At 40.9% G+C, this 18,094-nt stretch carries 18 protein-coding genes and 1 other annotated feature; of the genes, 12 read left to right on the forward strand and 6 right to left on the reverse strand.

Annotated elements, in window-relative coordinates:
• Positions 1–635 precede the first annotated feature (635 nt).
• From ACQCT5_RS15895 to ACQCT5_RS15910, 4 genes are all read left to right on the forward strand, one after another.
• Complete coding sequence (locus ACQCT5_RS15895) at positions 636–1,625, forward strand: nuclease-related domain-containing protein (protein WP_499642983.1); 990 nt, start codon at positions 636–638, stop codon at positions 1,623–1,625.
• 97 nt (positions 1,626–1,722) lie between these two features.
• Positions 1,723–2,427, forward strand: a complete 705-nt coding sequence (locus ACQCT5_RS15900) for an ABC transporter ATP-binding protein (protein ID WP_499642985.1) — start codon at positions 1,723–1,725, stop codon at positions 2,425–2,427.
• Positions 2,411–3,739 (forward strand): ABC transporter permease, encoded by a 1,329-nt coding sequence (locus tag ACQCT5_RS15905; RefSeq protein ID WP_499642987.1) that lies wholly within the window; start codon positions 2,411–2,413, stop codon positions 3,737–3,739. Before ACQCT5_RS15900 ends, ACQCT5_RS15905 begins: the two co-directional genes overlap by 17 nt.
• Before the next feature lie 98 nt (positions 3,740–3,837).
• Positions 3,838–4,077, forward strand: a complete 240-nt coding sequence (locus tag ACQCT5_RS15910) for a protein YuzH (RefSeq protein WP_499642989.1) — start codon at positions 3,838–3,840, stop codon at positions 4,075–4,077.
• A gap of 68 nt (positions 4,078–4,145) precedes the next feature.
• Here the strand turns inward: ACQCT5_RS15910 and ACQCT5_RS15915 are convergent, their stop codons facing one another.
• From ACQCT5_RS15915 to ACQCT5_RS15925, 3 genes are all read right to left on the reverse strand, one after another.
• Positions 4,146–4,601, reverse strand: a complete 456-nt coding sequence (locus tag ACQCT5_RS15915; protein WP_499642991.1) for a DUF2269 family protein — start codon at positions 4,599–4,601, stop codon at positions 4,146–4,148.
• An 87-nt stretch (positions 4,602–4,688) separates the two neighbouring features.
• Positions 4,689–6,383, reverse strand: a complete 1,695-nt coding sequence (gene argS, locus ACQCT5_RS15920) for an arginine--tRNA ligase (RefSeq protein WP_499642993.1) — start codon at positions 6,381–6,383, stop codon at positions 4,689–4,691.
• Positions 6,384–6,434: 51 nt separating this feature from the next.
• Positions 6,435–6,633, reverse strand: a binding site (T-box leader).
• Positions 6,634–6,685: 52 nt separating this feature from the next.
• Positions 6,686–6,880 (reverse strand): aspartyl-phosphate phosphatase Spo0E family protein, encoded by a 195-nt coding sequence (locus tag ACQCT5_RS15925; RefSeq protein ID WP_499642995.1) that lies wholly within the window; start codon positions 6,878–6,880, stop codon positions 6,686–6,688.
• Positions 6,881–7,172: 292 nt separating this feature from the next.
• Between ACQCT5_RS15925 and ACQCT5_RS15930 the strand changes: the two genes are divergently transcribed.
• Positions 7,173–7,490, forward strand: coding sequence for a hypothetical protein (locus ACQCT5_RS15930; RefSeq protein ID WP_499642997.1), 318 nt, complete (start codon positions 7,173–7,175; stop codon positions 7,488–7,490).
• Between the two features lie 43 nt (positions 7,491–7,533).
• Here the strand turns inward: ACQCT5_RS15930 and ACQCT5_RS15935 are convergent, their stop codons facing one another.
• From ACQCT5_RS15935 to ACQCT5_RS15945, 3 genes are all read right to left on the reverse strand, one after another.
• The gene (locus ACQCT5_RS15935; RefSeq protein WP_499642999.1) at positions 7,534–8,313 is read right to left on the reverse strand and encodes an alpha/beta fold hydrolase; all 780 of its coding nucleotides are present in this window, start codon (positions 8,311–8,313) and stop codon (positions 7,534–7,536) included.
• 22 nt (positions 8,314–8,335) lie between these two features.
• The gene (locus ACQCT5_RS15940) at positions 8,336–8,794 is read right to left on the reverse strand and encodes a hypothetical protein (RefSeq protein ID WP_499643001.1); all 459 of its coding nucleotides are present in this window, start codon (positions 8,792–8,794) and stop codon (positions 8,336–8,338) included.
• Between the two features lie 241 nt (positions 8,795–9,035).
• On the reverse strand, positions 9,036–9,143 hold the full coding sequence (locus ACQCT5_RS15945; protein WP_499643003.1) for a YjcZ family sporulation protein: 108 nt from the start codon (positions 9,141–9,143) through the stop codon (positions 9,036–9,038).
• Positions 9,144–9,316: 173 nt separating this feature from the next.
• Here ACQCT5_RS15945 and ACQCT5_RS15950 point away from each other — a divergent pair, with 173 nt between their 5' ends.
• The 7 genes from ACQCT5_RS15950 (at position 9,317) to ACQCT5_RS15980 (ending at position 17,666) form a co-directional block, all read left to right on the forward strand.
• Positions 9,317–10,213 (forward strand): manganese catalase family protein, encoded by an 897-nt coding sequence (locus tag ACQCT5_RS15950; RefSeq protein WP_499643005.1) that lies wholly within the window; start codon positions 9,317–9,319, stop codon positions 10,211–10,213.
• Between the two features lie 151 nt (positions 10,214–10,364).
• Positions 10,365–11,360 carry a C40 family peptidase gene (locus ACQCT5_RS15955; protein WP_499643007.1) on the forward strand — a complete coding sequence of 332 codons (996 nt, stop codon included), beginning with the start codon at positions 10,365–10,367 and terminating at the stop codon, positions 11,358–11,360.
• A gap of 661 nt (positions 11,361–12,021) precedes the next feature.
• The gene (locus ACQCT5_RS15960; protein WP_499643009.1) at positions 12,022–12,582 is read left to right on the forward strand and encodes an RNA polymerase sigma factor; all 561 of its coding nucleotides are present in this window, start codon (positions 12,022–12,024) and stop codon (positions 12,580–12,582) included.
• The gene (locus tag ACQCT5_RS15965; protein WP_499643011.1) at positions 12,569–14,080 is read left to right on the forward strand and encodes a zf-HC2 domain-containing protein; all 1,512 of its coding nucleotides are present in this window, start codon (positions 12,569–12,571) and stop codon (positions 14,078–14,080) included. Before ACQCT5_RS15960 ends, ACQCT5_RS15965 begins: the two co-directional genes overlap by 14 nt.
• 152 nt (positions 14,081–14,232) lie before the next feature.
• Positions 14,233–16,335 (forward strand): zf-HC2 domain-containing protein, encoded by a 2,103-nt coding sequence (locus ACQCT5_RS15970; RefSeq protein ID WP_499643013.1) that lies wholly within the window; start codon positions 14,233–14,235, stop codon positions 16,333–16,335.
• A 177-nt stretch (positions 16,336–16,512) separates the two neighbouring features.
• Positions 16,513–17,292: an SDR family NAD(P)-dependent oxidoreductase gene (locus ACQCT5_RS15975; RefSeq protein WP_499643016.1), complete on the forward strand. Its 780-nt coding sequence runs from the start codon at positions 16,513–16,515 to the stop codon at positions 17,290–17,292.
• Positions 17,293–17,363: 71 nt separating this feature from the next.
• Complete coding sequence (locus ACQCT5_RS15980; RefSeq protein WP_499643018.1) at positions 17,364–17,666, forward strand: ArsR/SmtB family transcription factor; 303 nt, start codon at positions 17,364–17,366, stop codon at positions 17,664–17,666.
• Positions 17,667–18,094: the final 428 nt, after the last annotated feature.

Here is an 18,094-nt window from a genome sequence, read left to right on the forward strand (position 1 = left end):
GAAATCCAACTTTAAGAAGGCCAGTAACATTCCCCGGGATGCAATAAATGAGCAGTTTATTCAAACAAAGTAATAATTAACGTAATTCCCCGCCATAAAGAGAAGCAAAAGATGATCGACCGGCACAAACACCTGCGAAAAGGGAAGCGTGAAGATGTCAGGAAGTTACGTGAGAATAGCAGAGAGAAGCGTGAGGATAAAAGCAAGTTACGTGAGGATAGACACAAATACCCTTTGAAAAGGTTAGCAACCAACCCATGTATGTAAACAAAAGAGTGATAATTAACAAATGAGGTAATCATCAACGTCACCCCCCCGCCATAAAGAGAAGCAAATGATGATCGACCGGGGCAAACACCTGTGAAAAGGGAAGCGTAAAGATGTCAGGAAGTTACGTGAGAATAGCAGGGGAAAGTGTGAGAATAAACGCTAGTTACGTGAGAATATAAAAGCCTTACGTAAGAATAACTAAGTATTGCGTGAAGATAGACTGCAATCTCCCATTAAATAGTCCACAAAACATCAATCCCAGCAAGCAACATTCAAAAAACATGCCGAAAAAATGCATCTGCAAAAAGGTATTTGAACTATTTTGTCAAATATGTCCACTATCACAAAAAAAGGATGTGTTGTACTTGACAGTAAAGAAAGCTAGAACCGTTTCTTTGAAAATAAAGAAATTGAAGTCTGCTAAAAGGAGATTATTAATCACAGATCCAAGATATTCTAAAATCGAATCGGAACTTTCAAAATGTTTGGCAGGGTATAAAGGGGAACAAAGATTGGATTACTATTTAAGCCGATGGACGGATCCAGGACAGGAGTTTTTAGTACTGAATGATTTAAGGTTATCCAACAAAGATGTTTATTTTCAAATTGATACCTTGATACTGTTTCATAGCTTTTACTTGGCACTAGAGGCGAAAAATATGAATGGAATTTTAGAGTTCGATCCGGTATTTCAGCAGTTGATTCAAACTACAAAAAGAAACAATGTAGAAATGAAGGAATACTATTTTGATCCGATATGCCAGGTGCTGAATCAAAAGGCTCAACTTCAACAATGGTTGAAAAATAAGAAACTTCCTGATTTACCAGGTGAATGTTTAGTAGTATTTACAAATTCAAATTCTTTCGTAAGAGCGATCTCCAATCCTAACATGGTAGAAAGATATGTGACAAAGGTAATCGGCCTTACCCAAAAGATGGATATGCTGATGAAAAGGTATCCCAAAGAAGTTATATCCTCGAAAGACCTCCGTAAAACTGCTGGAGCACTCATTAAATCCAATGAACCTCTTCAAACAAATCCTTTACAGAAATTAAACATCCAATATGAACATTTACAAAAAGGCGTATATTGTAGCAAGTGTGAAAGGCTGAGTTTTAAAAAATTCAGATCAATTTGGAGATGTGTCATTTGCAACTCTGTATCAAAAGACACATATTTGAACGATTTGGAAGATTATTTTTTGTTGGTGAAGCCGACTATCTCTGTTTCTGAACTAAAGGACTTTCTGGGGCTGGAGCACATTTCAACCGCAAGAAGAATTGTGCAATCTTCAGGATTAGAATATGTTGGACGTACAAACGGTAGACAGTATACCCTTCCATTTTCCTTATAAAAAAATTTCTCCCAAACAGCCCAAAACCTTTCCACCCCATATTTCGTCTAAACCTATGTATCGATACAAAAAACAAAAGAATAGGTGAATGATAGTTATGATAAAAGTGAGCAGGCTTTCTCATGATTTTATTGTGGGGAAGAAAAATAAAGAGACGCGGGTGTCGGTCCTGAAAAATATTGATTTGTCCATTTATGAAGGGGAGATTGTGTCTATCGTAGGAAAGAGCGGATCGGGCAAATCGACTTTATTGAACCTGATGAGCGGGTTTATGAAGCCGACGTCCGGTACGATTGAAATTGCAGGTACGGATGTGACGAAGTTCAATGAGTCGGAATGGTCTGAATTCCGTCTGAAGAATATCGGCTTCATTTTTCAGAGCTTTCAGCTGATTTCCAGTATGAGTGCGTTTAGCAATGTGGAATTGCCCTTGAAAATAAAAGGAGTTCCCACAACCGTTAGAAAAGCCCGTGTGCTTGAAGTATTGGCCCGGGTCGGTTTAAAGGGATACGAGGAATATTACCCAAGTGAACTTTCAGGTGGTCAGCAGCAGAGAGTCGGTATTGCCAGGGCACTTATTACAAATCCAAGCATCATTTTTGCAGATGAACCTACAGGTAGCCTGGACAGTGAGACGGAGCAGGAATTCCTTCAATTCATTAAGGAGTTGAACAAAAAGGAAGGAATCACATTTGTCATCATCACACATGACAAAGATGTTGCCAGTATAGCACATCGCACGATTGAACTGGCAGAGGGCACTGTCATGGAAAGAGGAGAAATCTATGAAGTTCAAAGATAAACATCAATTTGTACGTGAAAATATGAAAAAGAACCGAAGCCGTGTTTTCATGACGATTCTTGCAACGGCTATGGGATGTGCCTTTTTAATGGTATTGGCTTCCGTAGGTTTTGGATTGCAAGAAACAATCATAAAGGATGTCACGCAGAACGGGGTGGTAACGGAGGTCGAGGTCAGTGGAAAAAGTAACGGTGATAATCCTGAGACAAGTACAGGGCTTACCCAAACTGACGTTGAATACTTCGAAGAAATGGAAAATGTAAATACGGTGGTTCGCCGGAAGCAGTTAAATAACTGGGAATCCTTCTATTCATTGGAGGATTTTGCAAGCCATGCCGAAACAAGGGTAGTCGACTATTCTTCTGAGAAAAAAGCAGGATTTTCCTTGTCCGAAGGTCGCATGCCACAGACAGCGGATGAAGTGGTGGTAGGCTATCATTTAAAGGAAACGTTCAGCAAGGAAGTGGACGGTCAATATCAGGAATACCAGGATGAACTGATTGGAAAAGAGATTACCTTATCGATCCCGCAGTTTTTTGATGAGAAAAAAGAGACGAAGGAATTCACGCTTACGATTGTCGGGATTGCAGAAGAGCCTGTTAATAAAAACAACTACCAGAATTACGTCAATATCCAAGAAGAGAAAATGCAGGAGATAGAAAATTTTACTGGGACTGCGTATGGGACATTGATCGATCCTTCCATGCCGGATGAGGCTAAAGAGGAATTGAAAAACCAGGAATCCACTTATTCCTATCTTGGGGTATATGCAACAGATATGGAACATGTGCAAGCGATATTGGATAAGGCGAGAGCAGATGGTTATTACGCATATTCGCCACTTGAACAGCTAAAGGAAATCAATCTATTGTTTGCAGTTTTGAAAGTGGGTCTCTTGTTTGTTGGAACAATTGCGGTCATCATCGCTTCGATCGGGATTTTCAATACGATGAGCATGGCAGTCACCGAACGGACACAGGATATTGGTATCATGAAGGCGATTGGAGGAAGCCCGAAAATGATTAAAAGTCTGTTTCTGATGGAAAGTGCCTATATTGGCATCATCGGGGCGGTAATCGGGACAGTTGCTTCCTACCTGATCAGCTATGGTGTTAATCTTGCACTGCCATTGGTTATCAAAATGATGTTCAACGAAGAAATGGGTACAAAGGTAATGCTCTCGTATATACCTTGGTCCTTGACTGCAATTTGTGTGGGAATCAGTCTTGTGGTCGCCATTCTCTCAGGATTGAAGCCGGCAGCGAAGGCAACCAGGATCGATGTACTGAAGGCTTTAAGAAGGGATATATAAAACTAGATGCTGCCATCTGATGGATAGGCAGTTTTCTTATGCTCAAAATGTGGTAAAGAAGTAATGGAGGAAACGCTTAAAATAAGTAGGTGATAGTGTTGAAGCTTTTAAATGTTTCCTATATGAAAAAAGGAAGAATGATCGGTTTTTTCGATAAGTTTCCTCACTCCAAGGTACTGTTTTCTCGTGTTAAGAAATATTATTTTGTCTCAACTGTCTACTGGGATGATAGGGACCAGGTTGTAACCCGGGGAGATCTTGAAAAAATGGAACTGCTCCTAAATAACTATTTTGGGACGGAATCAAACTATAAAAACCGTAAAGCATGGTCCGACTAAAGGACAAAAAATAGGTCAATGCCTTAGCTCGTTTTTATAAAAAAGGGGTTAAGGAACTGACCTATTTTTCATGTCGGTTTGATGACCATAAGAAGGAAAATCAAAAAGCCCAGGAATGAAACGAACATATACAGGTTACTGAGGGCATTCAAACTTAATACGTGTGTTAGAGGCAATTGGGTGGAAGCACGATTATCCGGATGAAGGAGCCAATGCTGCAGTTCATACAGTCTTGGTGAGATAAATCCTATAACAAGAACTTGAATGAGAAGGTAAAGCAGAAGGGGTGCAAAAAGCCAGAACTGGAGGATGGAACCGTAGTCCCCGAATATTACGAGCAGAATACCAGTGATGACAGCGATGGTTCCACCGATTTTTGGGAAATAATCCAGTTTGTGTTGCAGAAGTATGTTATGTCGCAGGTCAGTGATGGTTTGATGTTTTCTCAATAGAATATTTCCGAAAAATGTGGGGCCAATTCCGATAATTGCAACCAAGACATGAAACCATACCAGCCATTTCATAGGCATCCCCCCAATAGATTATTACTACAATATATGAGAGAATGGCAGGTTTCATGTGCTGGGATGCAATATTTACAGAGAATGTCATTACATTTCTTCAGGGGCACCCATACCTAACAAATGTAAGCTTTCCTGGATGACGAGTGTCGTAGCATACACTAATGAAAGTCTGCTCCCTTTTTCTTCATCCTCTGTCAGTAATTTTTCATGGCCATACCAACTGTTGAAGCTTTGACAAACATCCACAATATACTTTGCGATAATGGATGGGTCGAAACCCTCGCAAGCTTTCTCCAATGTCCCAGGAAAATCATATAGCCTCTTTGAAAGATCCCAGGAATAGTCATCATTAAGTCCTTGGGATGGAGCAAGCCCTTGCGCAGACCAGGAGGCTTTTCTTAAAATGGAGCATGCCCGGGCATGGGCATATTGTACATAAGGACCGGTTTCCCCTTCGAATTTGAGCATATCATCCAATGAGAATTCAATGGAGTTCAAGCGATAGTTTTTCAGGTCGTGAAAGATGATGGCACCGACTCCAACAAGTCTTGCAACCTCCTGCTTGTTCGGTAAATGAGGATTCTTTGCTGCGATATTGCTTTCTGCAAGTTCAATGGCCTCTTGAATCACTTTTTCCAGGAGTATTACTTTCCCTCTCCGGGTGGACATTTTCTTGCCATCTTTCAATAAAAGGCCAAATGGGATATGGTGCATTTCCTCTGCCCAGGGTTCCCCCATTTTGTGAACAACAGATTTTACTTGTTGGAAATGGACAGTCTGTTCCTGGCCGACAATATAAAGAGCTTTTGCGAAGTTATACTCCTTTTTCCGATAAAAAGCGGCAGCCAGATCCCGGGTTGCGTAAAGGGTTGCGCCGTCCGATTTTCTGATCAAGCAAGGGGGCAGGCACAGTCTTTCATCCAGTTCGACCACCTCGGCACCGTCGGATAGGGTTAATAGTTTCAACTCTTTTAATCGATTGATGATAGTCTCCATTTTATCGTTATAAAATGATTCCCCGTTAAAGGAATCAAATTCGATGCCCAGCAGATCATAGATTCGCTGGAATTCATGGAGAGATTCCTCGCGAAACCAATTCCATAGGGCAAGTGCTTCCTCATTTCCGTCCTCCAATCTTTTGAACCATAGGCGTCCTTCGTCATCCAAAGATGGATCGGTTTCGGCTTCTTGATGGAACTTCACATACAACTTCAACAGTTCAGGTATGGGATTTTCCCGGACGGCTTCTGCTGACCCCCATTTTAAATAGGCGGCAATAAGCTTTCCAAACTGAGTACCCCAGTCTCCCAAGTAGTTGATGCGGACCGTTTGATACCCACATTTCTCCAGAATATTTGCTATTGAATTGCCGATAACAGTGGATCGCAGATGTCCCATGGAAAAGGGCTTGGCGATATTGGGGGAGGAAAGGTCGAGTACAACGTTTTCTCCTTTACCAATTTGAAGGTTTCCAAAATCTTTTCCCGAAGCAATAATGGTTGAGACAATTTCCTTCTGAACCTTGTCTTTTTGCAAAAAGAAATTGACATAAGGGCCAACTGCTTCCGTTTTCATCACCCATGGATGGTGAATCATGAAGGAAAGGGAGGATGCAATGGCAGGTGGTGCCTGTTTTCTTAATTTGGCAAGGTCGAATACCGGGAAGGCATAATCTCCATGCTGCGTGTACTTTGGCTTCTCGATTCTACCGGCAATCTGCTCAATGGTCAGCTCCGGAATGGCTTGCTGAATGGCTTCAGCTATCATCTGTTTGATGTTCATAACAAGCTCTCCTTTTTTTAAAAAATAAAAAAGCCCGTCACTTCAACTTAATGAAGAGACGAGCTTTGTAATCCCGCGGTACCACTCTTATTGCTTTTCCCATTAAGAAAAAGCCGCTTTTATCCGCTAAAGGGGATAAACCTGATCCATTTCCAAAGTGCGCTTCCCTTATCACATCGCATTAGGCTCCCACCGTCCCTAACTCGCTTTTGTCCCGCGGATAAGCTACTCTCTTTTTCATTAATGGCTTTTACATGAATTTTTATTAATTATAAAGGTTTTTATTAAAGTTTCAATAGGAATTATCGTTTGAGATTGTTTTTCCTATTATGCTGATCAGTTGAAAAATCAATCGTTGGAGGAACGAAGATGTTCATCATTTCATCCAGTTCTTGACTTAATTTTATCGTTTCATTAGAGGTTAAACCTGTTTTTTTAGCAGTTTGCATCATCTGGTTGCGCTTTTTTTCTACTGCAAGTTGTATAAGTTTCATCATGTTCACTCCCTCTAACGATATATCCCATTATAAAGGAAAAAGAACTGTAAGAAAATAGGTTATGTGTAAAAAGGAGGTATTATCGTAAAAAAATTCGTGAAGCGAAAAGAAGCATATTTTATACATCTTTAAATAAGGGATGTATGCTCGAAAAAGATAGGTTCCTCACTACTTTTGTCGACAGGCAGGGATTGAGGGAGGTAGGGGCGAAAAAATGATTTAGAAGGCTGGAAAAAAATAATGGTATAGTAAGTTTTTGTTGCAAATACAATGAGCCAAGGGGGATTGTGCGATGAAAACGAAAGTGGAGAGTATGGAAAAAATGAATGTATACGCTAATGAAATGGTTAGATTATTGGTAAAAGACGATGCAGAGCTGCAGCAGGACCAGCTCAGGAAAGCACTTGAAAATGTCCTTCGCGTCATGGTAGATATGACCAATATTCAATTGGGCCATGAGAAAGATGCCCAAGCAACGCTTCAGACCACTTTAACGAGGATGAGAATTGCGCATAATTGTTTATTTCCATATGCATCCAGTCGAATTCAAAGTAAGATTCATTTAGCAAAGACTCTAGAAGTACAAAAAATAAGTATTCCTACAAAATAAGTAACATGGACCATATGCTACCTGCATGCGGTCTTTTGCATTTTTAGGGAATAGTAATCTTTCGGATGTAAGAGTGTACAACCGCATTGAATTCGTCCGGAAATTTGGTGGGAACCTGGTGTCTGGCTTTTCCTATATAGATGACTTGCGTATCGGGGTGCAATGCTTTGAAATCATTCTGATAGTGGTGAACATAGTAATCCCTTTGTCCATACACAAGCAGAATCGGTGCTTTGATATCAGGTATTCTTTTCGTGCAATCATACCTTATTCCCTCATGATACATCTGAAGAAGAATATTGGCACTTGTTTTATTTATGTAAGTCTCCAGTTCCATGCCGAATTCCTTTGTATAGGCGTGGGCACTTCCGATAACCTTTGCCAAAATCGGAACTGCATGAAGCTTTGCTGCAACAATGCCAAGAAGAAATTCTCCAAACAATAGGGAGGAATCTACTTTAGGAAAAGCCCCAACAAGTATCAGCCCCTTTGCAAGACTTGGGTAGCTGAAGGCGAATTCCATCGCTATGGATGCGCCATTTGAATAGCCTATCAAGATCAATTTATCCAGTCCCAACTGCTTGCAAACATCGTAAATGTCCTGAGCAAGTAGTGGGAATTGAACCTTCTTATGATTGCTGCCACTTTTTCCATTTCCTCGCAGGTCCAGAAGCAATAAACGATATCTCTTAGCCAAAGGAAGCTGTTGTTTGAATGTAACGTGCCCCATTCCTGGAGGGTGAATAAAGACAAGTGTGTGTGGTCCACTTCCTATAAGACGGTAGTAGATATCTACATTATCCCTTGTAGTAGCATATGGCAAGAATGCTCACTCCTTCTCTAGATTATTCAGTGTAGTAATGCAAGAGTACCTCTCTTACGAATAGTCCAACTACAATTCCAGGTATGACAAAAACCATCGGGAGCCAGACTGGTCCAAGAATTGTTCCGTACACTTCAATTTTCGGTGAAAGCATAAGACCTACAGTGACAAAATAGGCACAGCTTACAAATGGCAGATAGGAAAAAGGCGCACTTCCACCTCCGGCATCCTTATAGGCATCCCACATTGCAAAAAAGTACAGGCAAGGATAGAACATCAACCACAAATAGTTTGCATCTTCAAAAGCCCGCTTGATTTCACCATTGAAACTATACATGATTATGGAGTTGAAGTTGGCTTGTACATTAATGATGACCTCTAAAATAATGAATGTAATGCCCTTGACGTACCGCTTGTTCAATAATTGGCCGAATCCTGGTAAAGCAATGCTCCATAACAATCTTTCCAAAGTCTTATTCATCGGACAAACTCATTTTATTGTAATTCCAGAACCGTACCTCAGAACAATCAAACTCCTGCGGATGTGAAATCGCTATTTGATTTTGGGTAATAGGCAAGGATGTCTTCATTGCTAATATTCCTCCAACCAACACTTAATCTACTCTTATGCTAGCCTATAGTTGCGCAAATTATGTTCATTAACGAGTCCAAAAATAAAAAACGCAAAGACTTCTCTGCGTTTTTTCATACATCAGCCGTTATTAACAAAGGTAGGCTGCACCTATAATCACTAGAAGAATGAACAATATGATGAATAATGTGAAACCAGAGCCATGATTTTCGCATCTTCCGCCATCTGCTTTACTCATTAAACGTATCTCCTTTCAAGCTAAGATACGATACTTTATGTTGCAAACACCCATGATGTATGGGCGTATGCCCTAGATATTGGAACTCTTTTCTGTGATTGTAATAGGACAGAACCCATAAAACATAAAAGTAAATAGCGATATCTGATTGCTAGTGCAAGGGAGGGAATGCAATGATTAAAAGAATTAATAAACTGCAGATTGAATTGCCGATGCCCAAAAGTCCAGATCCGAACGGAGCGGCAGCGGTACAGGAACTGCTTGGCGGGAAATTCGGGGAGATGTCCACCTTGAATAACTACATGTTCCAATCTTTCAATTTTCGTAACAAGAAAAAGCTCAAACCCTTTTATGATTTGGTTGCAAGCATTACAGCCGAGGAATTCGGACATGTGGAACTTGTGACAAATACAATAAATTTGATGCTGAAGGGTGTAACGTATCCTGCAAACCCAAATGCCGCCCCTTTGAGAAATACCAAAGACCTTCGGAACACTCAGCACTATATTGTTAATGCACAAACAGGAATGCCTGCAGATTCCATGGGGCGGGCATGGACAGGGGATAATGTTTTTAACAGCGGTAATCTCGTTCTTGACCTGCTTCATAATTTCTTTCTGGAGTGTGGGGCAAGAACCCATAAGATGAGGGTGTATGAGATGACAGATAATCCTGTAGCAAGAGAGATGATCGGGTATCTCCTTGTAAGAGGAGGTGTTCATGTCGTTGCCTATGCAAAAGCCCTGGAAATTGCAACAGGGGTGGACATCACGAAAATGGTTCCAATCCCTTCTTTGGAGAACAGGGCATTCGAAACAACAAGGAAATTTGAAGCAGAAGGAATCCATCGAAAGCTTTACACTTTTAGCGAAAATGATTATAAGGATGTCGCGCTCATATGGAAAGGCAGTCATCCGGAGGACGGTGGTAAGCTTGAAGTAGTTCAAGGTACCCCTCAAGGAGGTCCAATCCCCGATCTCGAAGATCTTCCGGAGGAGTTTGCGCCAGGAATATCACCGGAAGATTTTATGGAAATTGCCAAAAGACTGCAGCGTTCAGCAGGAATATAAATAGATACCTCCTGGGTAAAATCCCGGGGGTTTTTTATATACATATAATGGAAATGAAGGAAATTAAATTAGCGTTATTTGTTGGAAAATTCGTGCTAAGATAAATTTGTATTGATTAACAAATTGTGAGAATAGAGGAGAATTGTACATCATGAAAAAGAAAATCATGGCAGGCGCCCTTGTAACGACATTCATGTTTTCCGGACAAGCTTTTGCTGCGGACTATACTGTTAAATCTGGAGATTCACTGTGGAAAATAGCTAACAACAATGAGGTTTCTATAAACGAGCTGAAAACCTGGAACAGTCTTTCCACGGATGTCATTTTTCCAGGGCAATCCTTGAAAGTAACTGCACCAAATGTTCAAGCACCGAGCAGTACATCATCCAATGGAACCTATACAATTAAATCAGGGGATTCCTTGTCTGTCATTGCAAAAAACCACCAAACAACATTAAACAAACTGCTGAGTTTAAATCCTGCCATCAAAGATGTTAATCGCATCTATGTTGGCCAAAAAATAACGGTGCCCAACGGTTCTGTACCTGCAAGCAGTACACCGGGCCAACCAGCACCTGTACAGCAATCAAGTACATATATCATCAAAAGTGGTGATTCATTATCATTAGTGGCACAACGTCATAAAATCACCCTAGCGGCATTGATGAATGCCAACCCAACCATTAAGGATGCAAACCGAATTTATGTAGGACAGGTTATTACTATACCGGTTGCAGGACAAGCTTTACCTGTAAGCGGGGATACCGCTTGGCGGACGAAAGCGAACGCCATCATTGAAAGCGGGAAGAAATATTTAGGTGCCGGCTATCTCTACGGTGCATCGACTACAAGGATAGATGCATTTGACTGTTCCTCCTTTACTCTAAGGGTATTCCAGGAAAATGGGATCAGCCTGCCAAGAACCTCGGCTCAGCAAGCAAATGTCGGGAAGGAAGTTCCGCTATCCCAAGTGCGAAAAGGAGACCTGGTTTTCTTTGACACAGACGGAAATGGATCAATCAATCATGTTTCCATCGTTGTGGACGGAACCACCATTCTGCATTCTGCAACTTCAACCGGGGTTGCCTATGCAACCATGAATACCTATTGGAAGCCACGTGCGGTGAAAGCAGTAAGAGTGTTCTAATTTACAAAAAATTTAAGGTTTGTTTATTTTGGGTTAATAAAAAGGAAGTATAGTATTGTTATAAGGTTGTTCTTTAAACCCTTGCTGCAACAAGGATAGGCTGCACCTTTTCCATGTCGTGAAATACTCCCCTTTTTCATAATAGAAATTAAGCAGCCACAACCAATAAAACATGAAGGCAACCTTACCCAAAAGCAGCCTTCGCAACAAAAGGAGATGTGTTGAACACATCTCCTTTTGCATGGGTATTTCCCCTCCGCCACAAGTCGTAGAAGCCATCCTCACTAAGTGGGAAAAAATAATAGTTGAAAGAACGATTGTAAACCATCCTGCAGTACGTATTTATAAAATCCTGTTCATTCTATAATTTGGTTATAACAAATCAAAGGGATGATGGAGGATGAAAACAATGCTGTCACTCATTTTCGGTAGTAAAAAGAACCTGGATTATCACAGCAAGAATGCTTCAATAGATGAGAAAAGAAGAGAAATATTCGCAAAGTTTTTTTATCTTAACAAATTTTAAGCAGGAAAAAAGAAGTCGCAGGCTCTGCGGCTTCTTTTTGTATAATGGTAATAGAAATTTAAAAAAATAATGAGATTTTTTTTTGACCCATCCCGTTATACATAATGAAAGTCAGATGTGAAGTGAGGTTACAGGATGCAGGACGATTCCTATTATATAAAAGAAGTGCTACGAGGGGATAAGCAGGCCTATTCCTTCCTGATAAACCGCTACAGCAATAAGCTTTATGCTGTCATTTTAAGAATGGTCAAAAACCCTGAGGATGCAAAAGACCTGGTACAGGAATGCTTGATCAAGGCCTATTCACAGCTTGAAAAATATGAAAGCACAGGGAGCTTTGCAAGCTGGCTGTACCGTTTATCCATCAATCATTGCATGGATCAGTTCCGGAAAAAGAGGTTTCAGCTAGTGGAGCTGCAGGAGGAATCTAATCCATCAAACTTGGCAGCTACACCTGAGAGCCAGTATTTGCAAAAGGAAAAATATGAACATTTGGAAAAGCTGTTGGAGCTTTTACCACAAGAAGACAGAATGATTCTTCTATTGAAATATACGAGAGATTTGAGCTACGAGGAAATAAGTGAACTTATGGGGCAGCCTCTCAGTACGGTGAGGAACAAAATTCACCGAGCAAAGAAAAAGATGAGAAAAGAGCTTATGCAGCAGAAAGGAGGATATTTTCATGAAATGCTCTAATTTTGATACACTGGCAGCTTATTTTGATGGCATCCTGGATGAGACGGAATCCAAAAAGGTAGAAAAGCATTTGGAGTTCTGTCCGATATGTCGGGAAGTGCTGGGGGCTTTGCAAAAGGAAGATGCATTTCTGATGAAGGCCATTCAGGCACCGAGGCTCCCGCAGGATTTCGATCAGCACGTACTGAAAGATCTAACTCCATATCCAAGTCAAAGGAAAAAGAATTCATGGAAATATCAGTTTCTGACAGCCTGCAGTATTGTATTGGCATTTGGGTTGGGAGCTTCTATGTATCCCGAGCTTGAAAACTTCTTTGGGGAAAGGTCTCCAGTCACTGAACCGATGAAGCAGGAGGAAGTAAAGGCTTTGTACAGTGTGGAGCACAATGGTGTGACTTTTAATATCACAGAAGTCAGTGCGAGTCCGGTCAAAATAGAAATCTTTTATGAGATAGAGGCTACAGAGGTAATGAAGGAAAGATTCAGAGGTAATCTGCTGGATAATGAAATGAATAATGTTCTGATGTCCAAAGACAATGAGTTTCCTTTCATTTCTCTAAAAAAAGAGAATGGTGAAGAAGTTCCTTTTAAAAACCTGGATTTTACGAGACCAGATAGTTGGAATGGTTCGATAATTTTATATCCTCAAGATGAACCCCCCAATCATTTAGCAGTTGACATTGAAATCAATGAAATACTGGATGAAAAGGGCGATTGGTCTTTTTCGATTCCTATCGATTTGACTGAATCCAAAAAAGAAACCACGATGCTGAAGTTAGATGATACGCTTGGAATAGAAGGTCTATATCAATTGCAACTGCTTGAATGGATAAATGCACCAAATGCTAAAATGCTGAAGTTTGAGTCAACATTCTCCGATAAGGAATTGGGTAGGATTCAGAGCTCCATGAAGGATCGTAAGGATTTTCTTGCCTCTTCGGGTGTCCATCTTTGGCTTCAGCCCATTTATAGCGTAAAAACAGAAGCGGGGAAGGAACTGCTTTACAGTGGTGCCAGCGTATCTTCCACCAATGGCAATCACTTTCTGGTGGAAACGGAATTTAGATTAACAGAAAGAGGGGAAAGGCCATCCGAAAAGTATAAAGAAGAAAAACATATTTTTGAGTTGAACGGATTTTCAGTCAAGGAACCAGTGGATGCACAATTTACCCTGGATATTCAACAGGGAACACACATCTTGGACGATAAGTCGACAGATGAATGGATTCTTACCGGCTATACGGCAAAATTGGTGGACGGGAAGCTGAAAGTGAAGGTGACTGGTAAAAGAGGCATCGAACATGCAACAACGCTCGGATGGAAGCGAACTGGCCAGGATACTGAGACAATTTATGCGTCGATAAACGATGAAGGAGGATTCGAACTGGAATTTGAAATGCCAGGCGCTGAGAAGGGAGTCCAAACAGTGACCATAGATTTTCTTTCCATTGATAAAACCGTGTTACTTCCTGAACCGATTAATGTTCCCTTAGATTAATGAAAAAGGCAGAAGTGAACCCATGAATTTCATGTTTGCTTCTGCCTTTTTGTAAATGTTCGCATAATTCAGTGAAAATAAGGAAGGGAATGGTATAATAGATAGAGAGATAAAAAAGTCACCGAGAACTATTTAAAAGGGTGGAAAATGGAATGATCGAGGAGACAGTGAAAGTTAAAAGTATATTAGACGGCAACAAGGATGCCTATGATTCAATCATTGAACGCTATAAAAACAGATTGTATGCCGTAACTCTCCGGATGGTAGGTTCAGAGGAAAAAGCGGAGAGATTGGTGGGGAAAAGTTTCATCACAGCCTATGAAAACTTGGCCTTGTATGAAGAGAAGGAATTCTTTTCCGATTGGCTATATCGGCAGACCCTTACACTCCTCAAAGCGGAAGTGGCTTCTACCGGAAAAACTACCCCTGAGGATTATATCCAATTCTACAATCCTCGTCTTCTTGAGATAGAGGAAGCGATTGCAACGCTCGAGAACAAAAAGCGTTTTGAATTTCTTCTCCATCATGCTCTTGCAGAAACCCCTGAAAAGCTTGCGCTGTTCCTGGATGAACAGGTAGAGGACATTAAAGCGAGATATCAGCAATCATTGAAGCATGTTAGAGATAGATTGATAGAGGTTGATGCGGAGAAGGGCAGTGAAGAATGCCTTTCGTTCGATGAGCTTATTCAATATTTTGATGATGATATCAAGGAAGAGGAAAAAGAAAAAGTCGAGGATCATCTGGAATTTTGCCCTTCCTGCAGAGAAGTTCTTAATAGCTTGAAGGTGGAAAAAAGGGGCTTGGAGGACGTCATCCATACACCGAAACTGGAAGAGGATTTCAATAGGAGAGTACTGAACAAACTTACTCCATATACAAAAAAAGTGCCAAGGCACCGTACCTGGAAATACCAGCTTGGTGTGATAGGGATCATGGCTGCAGTTTTCATGATCGGGGCTATCCTTGTACCTAACCTGAAGCCTTTGACGAATAAAGTGGCAACATACATAGAGTATGGCACCATCTACAACGTCTGGACGAAAGGCACATATAAGGCAAAGGATGAAGATGTGTCGTTTGAAGTGACAGGTGTGGATATCGATCCATTACATATGGTGGTTTATTATGAGACGAGAAGGAATGATAAGCCCCTTGGTAATTTTATGGATTTTGATTTCTTCGAGCCCAATGCCGTGCAGCTTCTCGATGAAAACGGGAAGAAATATCCGATTGAAGTGTCTCATCCGTTGGGCAGCATGTTCTATACTCCTCAGGGGAATGAAACAGACGGGCCCCAATCATTTGTTATCAAGGCTATAGAAGAGGATAAACTGCCGGATAAGTTTGTACTTAAATTCAATTTCCGAAGAATGCAAACTATTTCAGGAAACTGGGAAGTGGAAGTGCCAATCAGGTATGACAAAGTGGAGGATAACCTCAAGGTTGTGGAATTGAATGAGGTGAAGGAGATTGATGGAAAGATAGAGGTCGAGTTCCTCACGATGATCTATGGAAAGCATGGTAGCAGGTTGACCTACCATGTCAGATTGAAGGAGGAGGAAAAGAAACGGCTGGAAAATCTTCTGAAGGAAACAAGAGATGGTGATCCAGTCCTGGAACGCTATCAAAACGCCTACGCTAACATTCAATTGCTAAATCAGGAAGGTCAATATATGGTTCCACTCTATTACAATACCCAGATGATGGATTGGAACCCTGGTGAATTGATTTCTCAGGACTTCTCCCTTTTTCATTATGATTATGAAAATCATCAAAATCTCGGCAAAACAGAGGGGAATGGCCCTTACTTCGCCGATATCCGGGATATTCATTATAACGAGCCTTCATTTGTCTCACTTTCTCTACCTTTGGAGGAAGCTGAAAACAAACCGCTCAATATTGAACTGGAAGGTTTGACTCTGAAGGATCTGACTGTAAAGCATAAAGAGAATGGGGATGATGATGACAATAGCTATCAAATCCTCATAAATGCAGTTAAAAACAAAGGCAAAAGTGAAAAGCAATTCCATTGGAATGTAGTAGGAGAAAACGGGGAGTTTCTTGAGTTGCATTATATGGGTAATCATATTCCTCCAGACATAGAAGGGGAATTTGAGCTGTTTAATGCGGAGATCTTTCCAAGAGGTATCCAGAAAGAGATGGAAAAAGTCACTCTTCAGGCAGAAGGTGCCTACAATGTATACATGTTTGATGAAGGTGAATTAAGAATCCCGTTGTTTGAAGAAGAGTAGAAAACTGAAACAACCGGTTATCCTTTTAACCGGTTGTCCGTTTTGTGAGGGATGTCGCTTGGTTAGAGGCATGAAAAATAAGGAAATACTTCACAGTTTACAGGTCGGAAAAAATTATGTATATTATGTTTAAATGTTTAAACATTTAAAGTAACGAACGGAAAGGAAGATAAATAGATGAATAATCAAATAGTATTAATTACAGGAGCTTCAAATGGAATCGGAAAAGAGCTTGCGTACCATTTTGCAAAGGATAAGTACACCTTGATTTTAGTAGCGAGAAGTTTGGATAAACTGGAAATGCTGGCAGCAGAGCTAAGGGAGAAATACGCGGTCGAGGTGAAAGTGAAGTCTAGGGACATTTCTGATGAAGAATCCATCTATCAATTGGCACAGGAGCTAGGGGATGAAAATGTAAAGGTGGATGTTCTTGTAAACAATGCAGGATATGGAGTATTTGGGGATTTCGTGAAGACGGATGTAAAAGGCGAACTCGGAATGATCGACTTGAATGTTCGAAGCCTTACACTTCTATCCAAACTATTTTTACCAGGGATGCTTGAGAGGGACCGTGGTGGTATTCTGAATGTGGCATCTGTTGCAGGGTTTATGCCCGGACCGTATATGGCGGTATATTATGCAACGAAAGCATTTGTTCTTTCCTTTTCAGAAGCGTTGGCAAATGAAGTGAAAGGAACTAATGTTACAGTGTCTGCATTATGTCCAGGACCTACTGAAACCGGTTTTGGTGACAGAGCAGATCTTGGGAAATCCAAGCTATTTGACGGATCCTTGTCATCTGCGGATAGTGTTGCACAAGTAGCTTACCGGGAGTTCAAAAAGGGAAAAGTCATTGTTGTACCTGGTATGCAAAACAAATTCCTCACTAAACTGATCCGATTCCTACCAAGAAAAGCAGTAACTAATATTGTTCGTCGCGTGCAGGCAAAAAAATAGAAGAAAATGACCGAAGCTGACAATTTCTTGGTATACTATAGGCAAAAGATGCAGGATGTAGGTGTTGGACCATGAATCAGCGTGCTATACAAACTTTCCGTGATTGTATCCCTTTATTTCAGGTGCTTGCCGATGAAGCAAGACAGGATATTATCCTTCTGCTTGCTGAACAGGAATCGCTTACCGTGAATGAAATTGCGGAATCTTCCCGGTTATCAAGGCCGGCAATCTCCCACCATTTGAAAATACTAAGAGACAATAAGCTGGTTTCCATAGAACAGAAAGGGACACAGAGGATTTATTCCCTGACCCTCGATACCTCTGTCAATATGCTTAAAAACCTGATCGAGTTGGTGGAAGAGGAATGTTTATAGAAAGAGCCGCGAATTTTTTTTGCGGCTTTTTATTTGTTTTCGTGGACAAAAGACCATTCCTTAAATAACGCGTGCCCATTCTCACGTCGTTGTATCCTCACTTAATTAACAAATCTTTTGCTCCCACTTTGAGGGGGAAATATCCTGATTCTTAAACTAACTAACTTACTTACTAACTAACTAACTAACGAATCGCCTTTGTATCCTCACTCCCTGGTTATGATCGTAGTGAAGGAATCAAACGGTATGAATGATGACCTCACTCGCGGTTTTTGATCGTAGTGAGGGAATCAAAAGGCATGAATGATGACCTCACTCGCGGTTTTTGATTGCAGTGAGGGAATCAAAAGGCATGATTGATTGCCTCACTCCTTGTATTTGATCGTAGTGAGGGAATCAAAAGGCATGATTGATTGCCTCACTCCTTG

The organism is Sutcliffiella halmapala (assembly GCF_050107295.1).
Taxonomy (GTDB): domain Bacteria; phylum Bacillota; class Bacilli; order Bacillales; family Bacillaceae_I; genus Sutcliffiella_A; species Sutcliffiella_A halmapala_A.

Coding starts and splice junctions, on each gene's coding strand:
- ACQCT5_RS15915 (WP_499642991.1), bottom strand. CDS start 4,601: ATGAAATGGCTGGTATGGTTTCATGTCTTGGTTGCAATTATCGGAATT.
- argS (WP_499642993.1), bottom strand. CDS start 6,383: ATGAACATCAAACAGATGATAGCTGAAGCCATTCAGCAAGCCATTCCG.
- ACQCT5_RS15945 (WP_499643003.1), bottom strand. CDS start 9,143: ATGAGTAAAGCAGATGGCGGAAGATGCGAAAATCATGGCTCTGGTTTC.
- ACQCT5_RS15955 (WP_499643007.1), top strand. CDS start 10,365: ATGAAAAAGAAAATCATGGCAGGCGCCCTTGTAACGACATTCATGTTT.
- ACQCT5_RS15970 (WP_499643013.1), top strand. CDS start 14,233: ATGATCGAGGAGACAGTGAAAGTTAAAAGTATATTAGACGGCAACAAG.
- ACQCT5_RS15900 (WP_499642985.1), top strand. CDS start 1,723: ATGATAAAAGTGAGCAGGCTTTCTCATGATTTTATTGTGGGGAAGAAA.
- ACQCT5_RS15925 (WP_499642995.1), bottom strand. CDS start 6,880: ATGATGAAACTTATACAACTTGCAGTAGAAAAAAAGCGCAACCAGATG.
- ACQCT5_RS15960 (WP_499643009.1), top strand. CDS start 12,022: ATGCAGGACGATTCCTATTATATAAAAGAAGTGCTACGAGGGGATAAG.
- ACQCT5_RS15905 (WP_499642987.1), top strand. CDS start 2,411: ATGAAGTTCAAAGATAAACATCAATTTGTACGTGAAAATATGAAAAAG.
- ACQCT5_RS15940 (WP_499643001.1), bottom strand. CDS start 8,794: ATGAATAAGACTTTGGAAAGATTGTTATGGAGCATTGCTTTACCAGGA.
- ACQCT5_RS15965 (WP_499643011.1), top strand. CDS start 12,569: ATGAAATGCTCTAATTTTGATACACTGGCAGCTTATTTTGATGGCATC.
- ACQCT5_RS15975 (WP_499643016.1), top strand. CDS start 16,513: ATGAATAATCAAATAGTATTAATTACAGGAGCTTCAAATGGAATCGGA.
- ACQCT5_RS15950 (WP_499643005.1), top strand. CDS start 9,317: ATGATTAAAAGAATTAATAAACTGCAGATTGAATTGCCGATGCCCAAA.
- ACQCT5_RS15930 (WP_499642997.1), top strand. CDS start 7,173: ATGAAAACGAAAGTGGAGAGTATGGAAAAAATGAATGTATACGCTAAT.
- ACQCT5_RS15980 (WP_499643018.1), top strand. CDS start 17,364: ATGAATCAGCGTGCTATACAAACTTTCCGTGATTGTATCCCTTTATTT.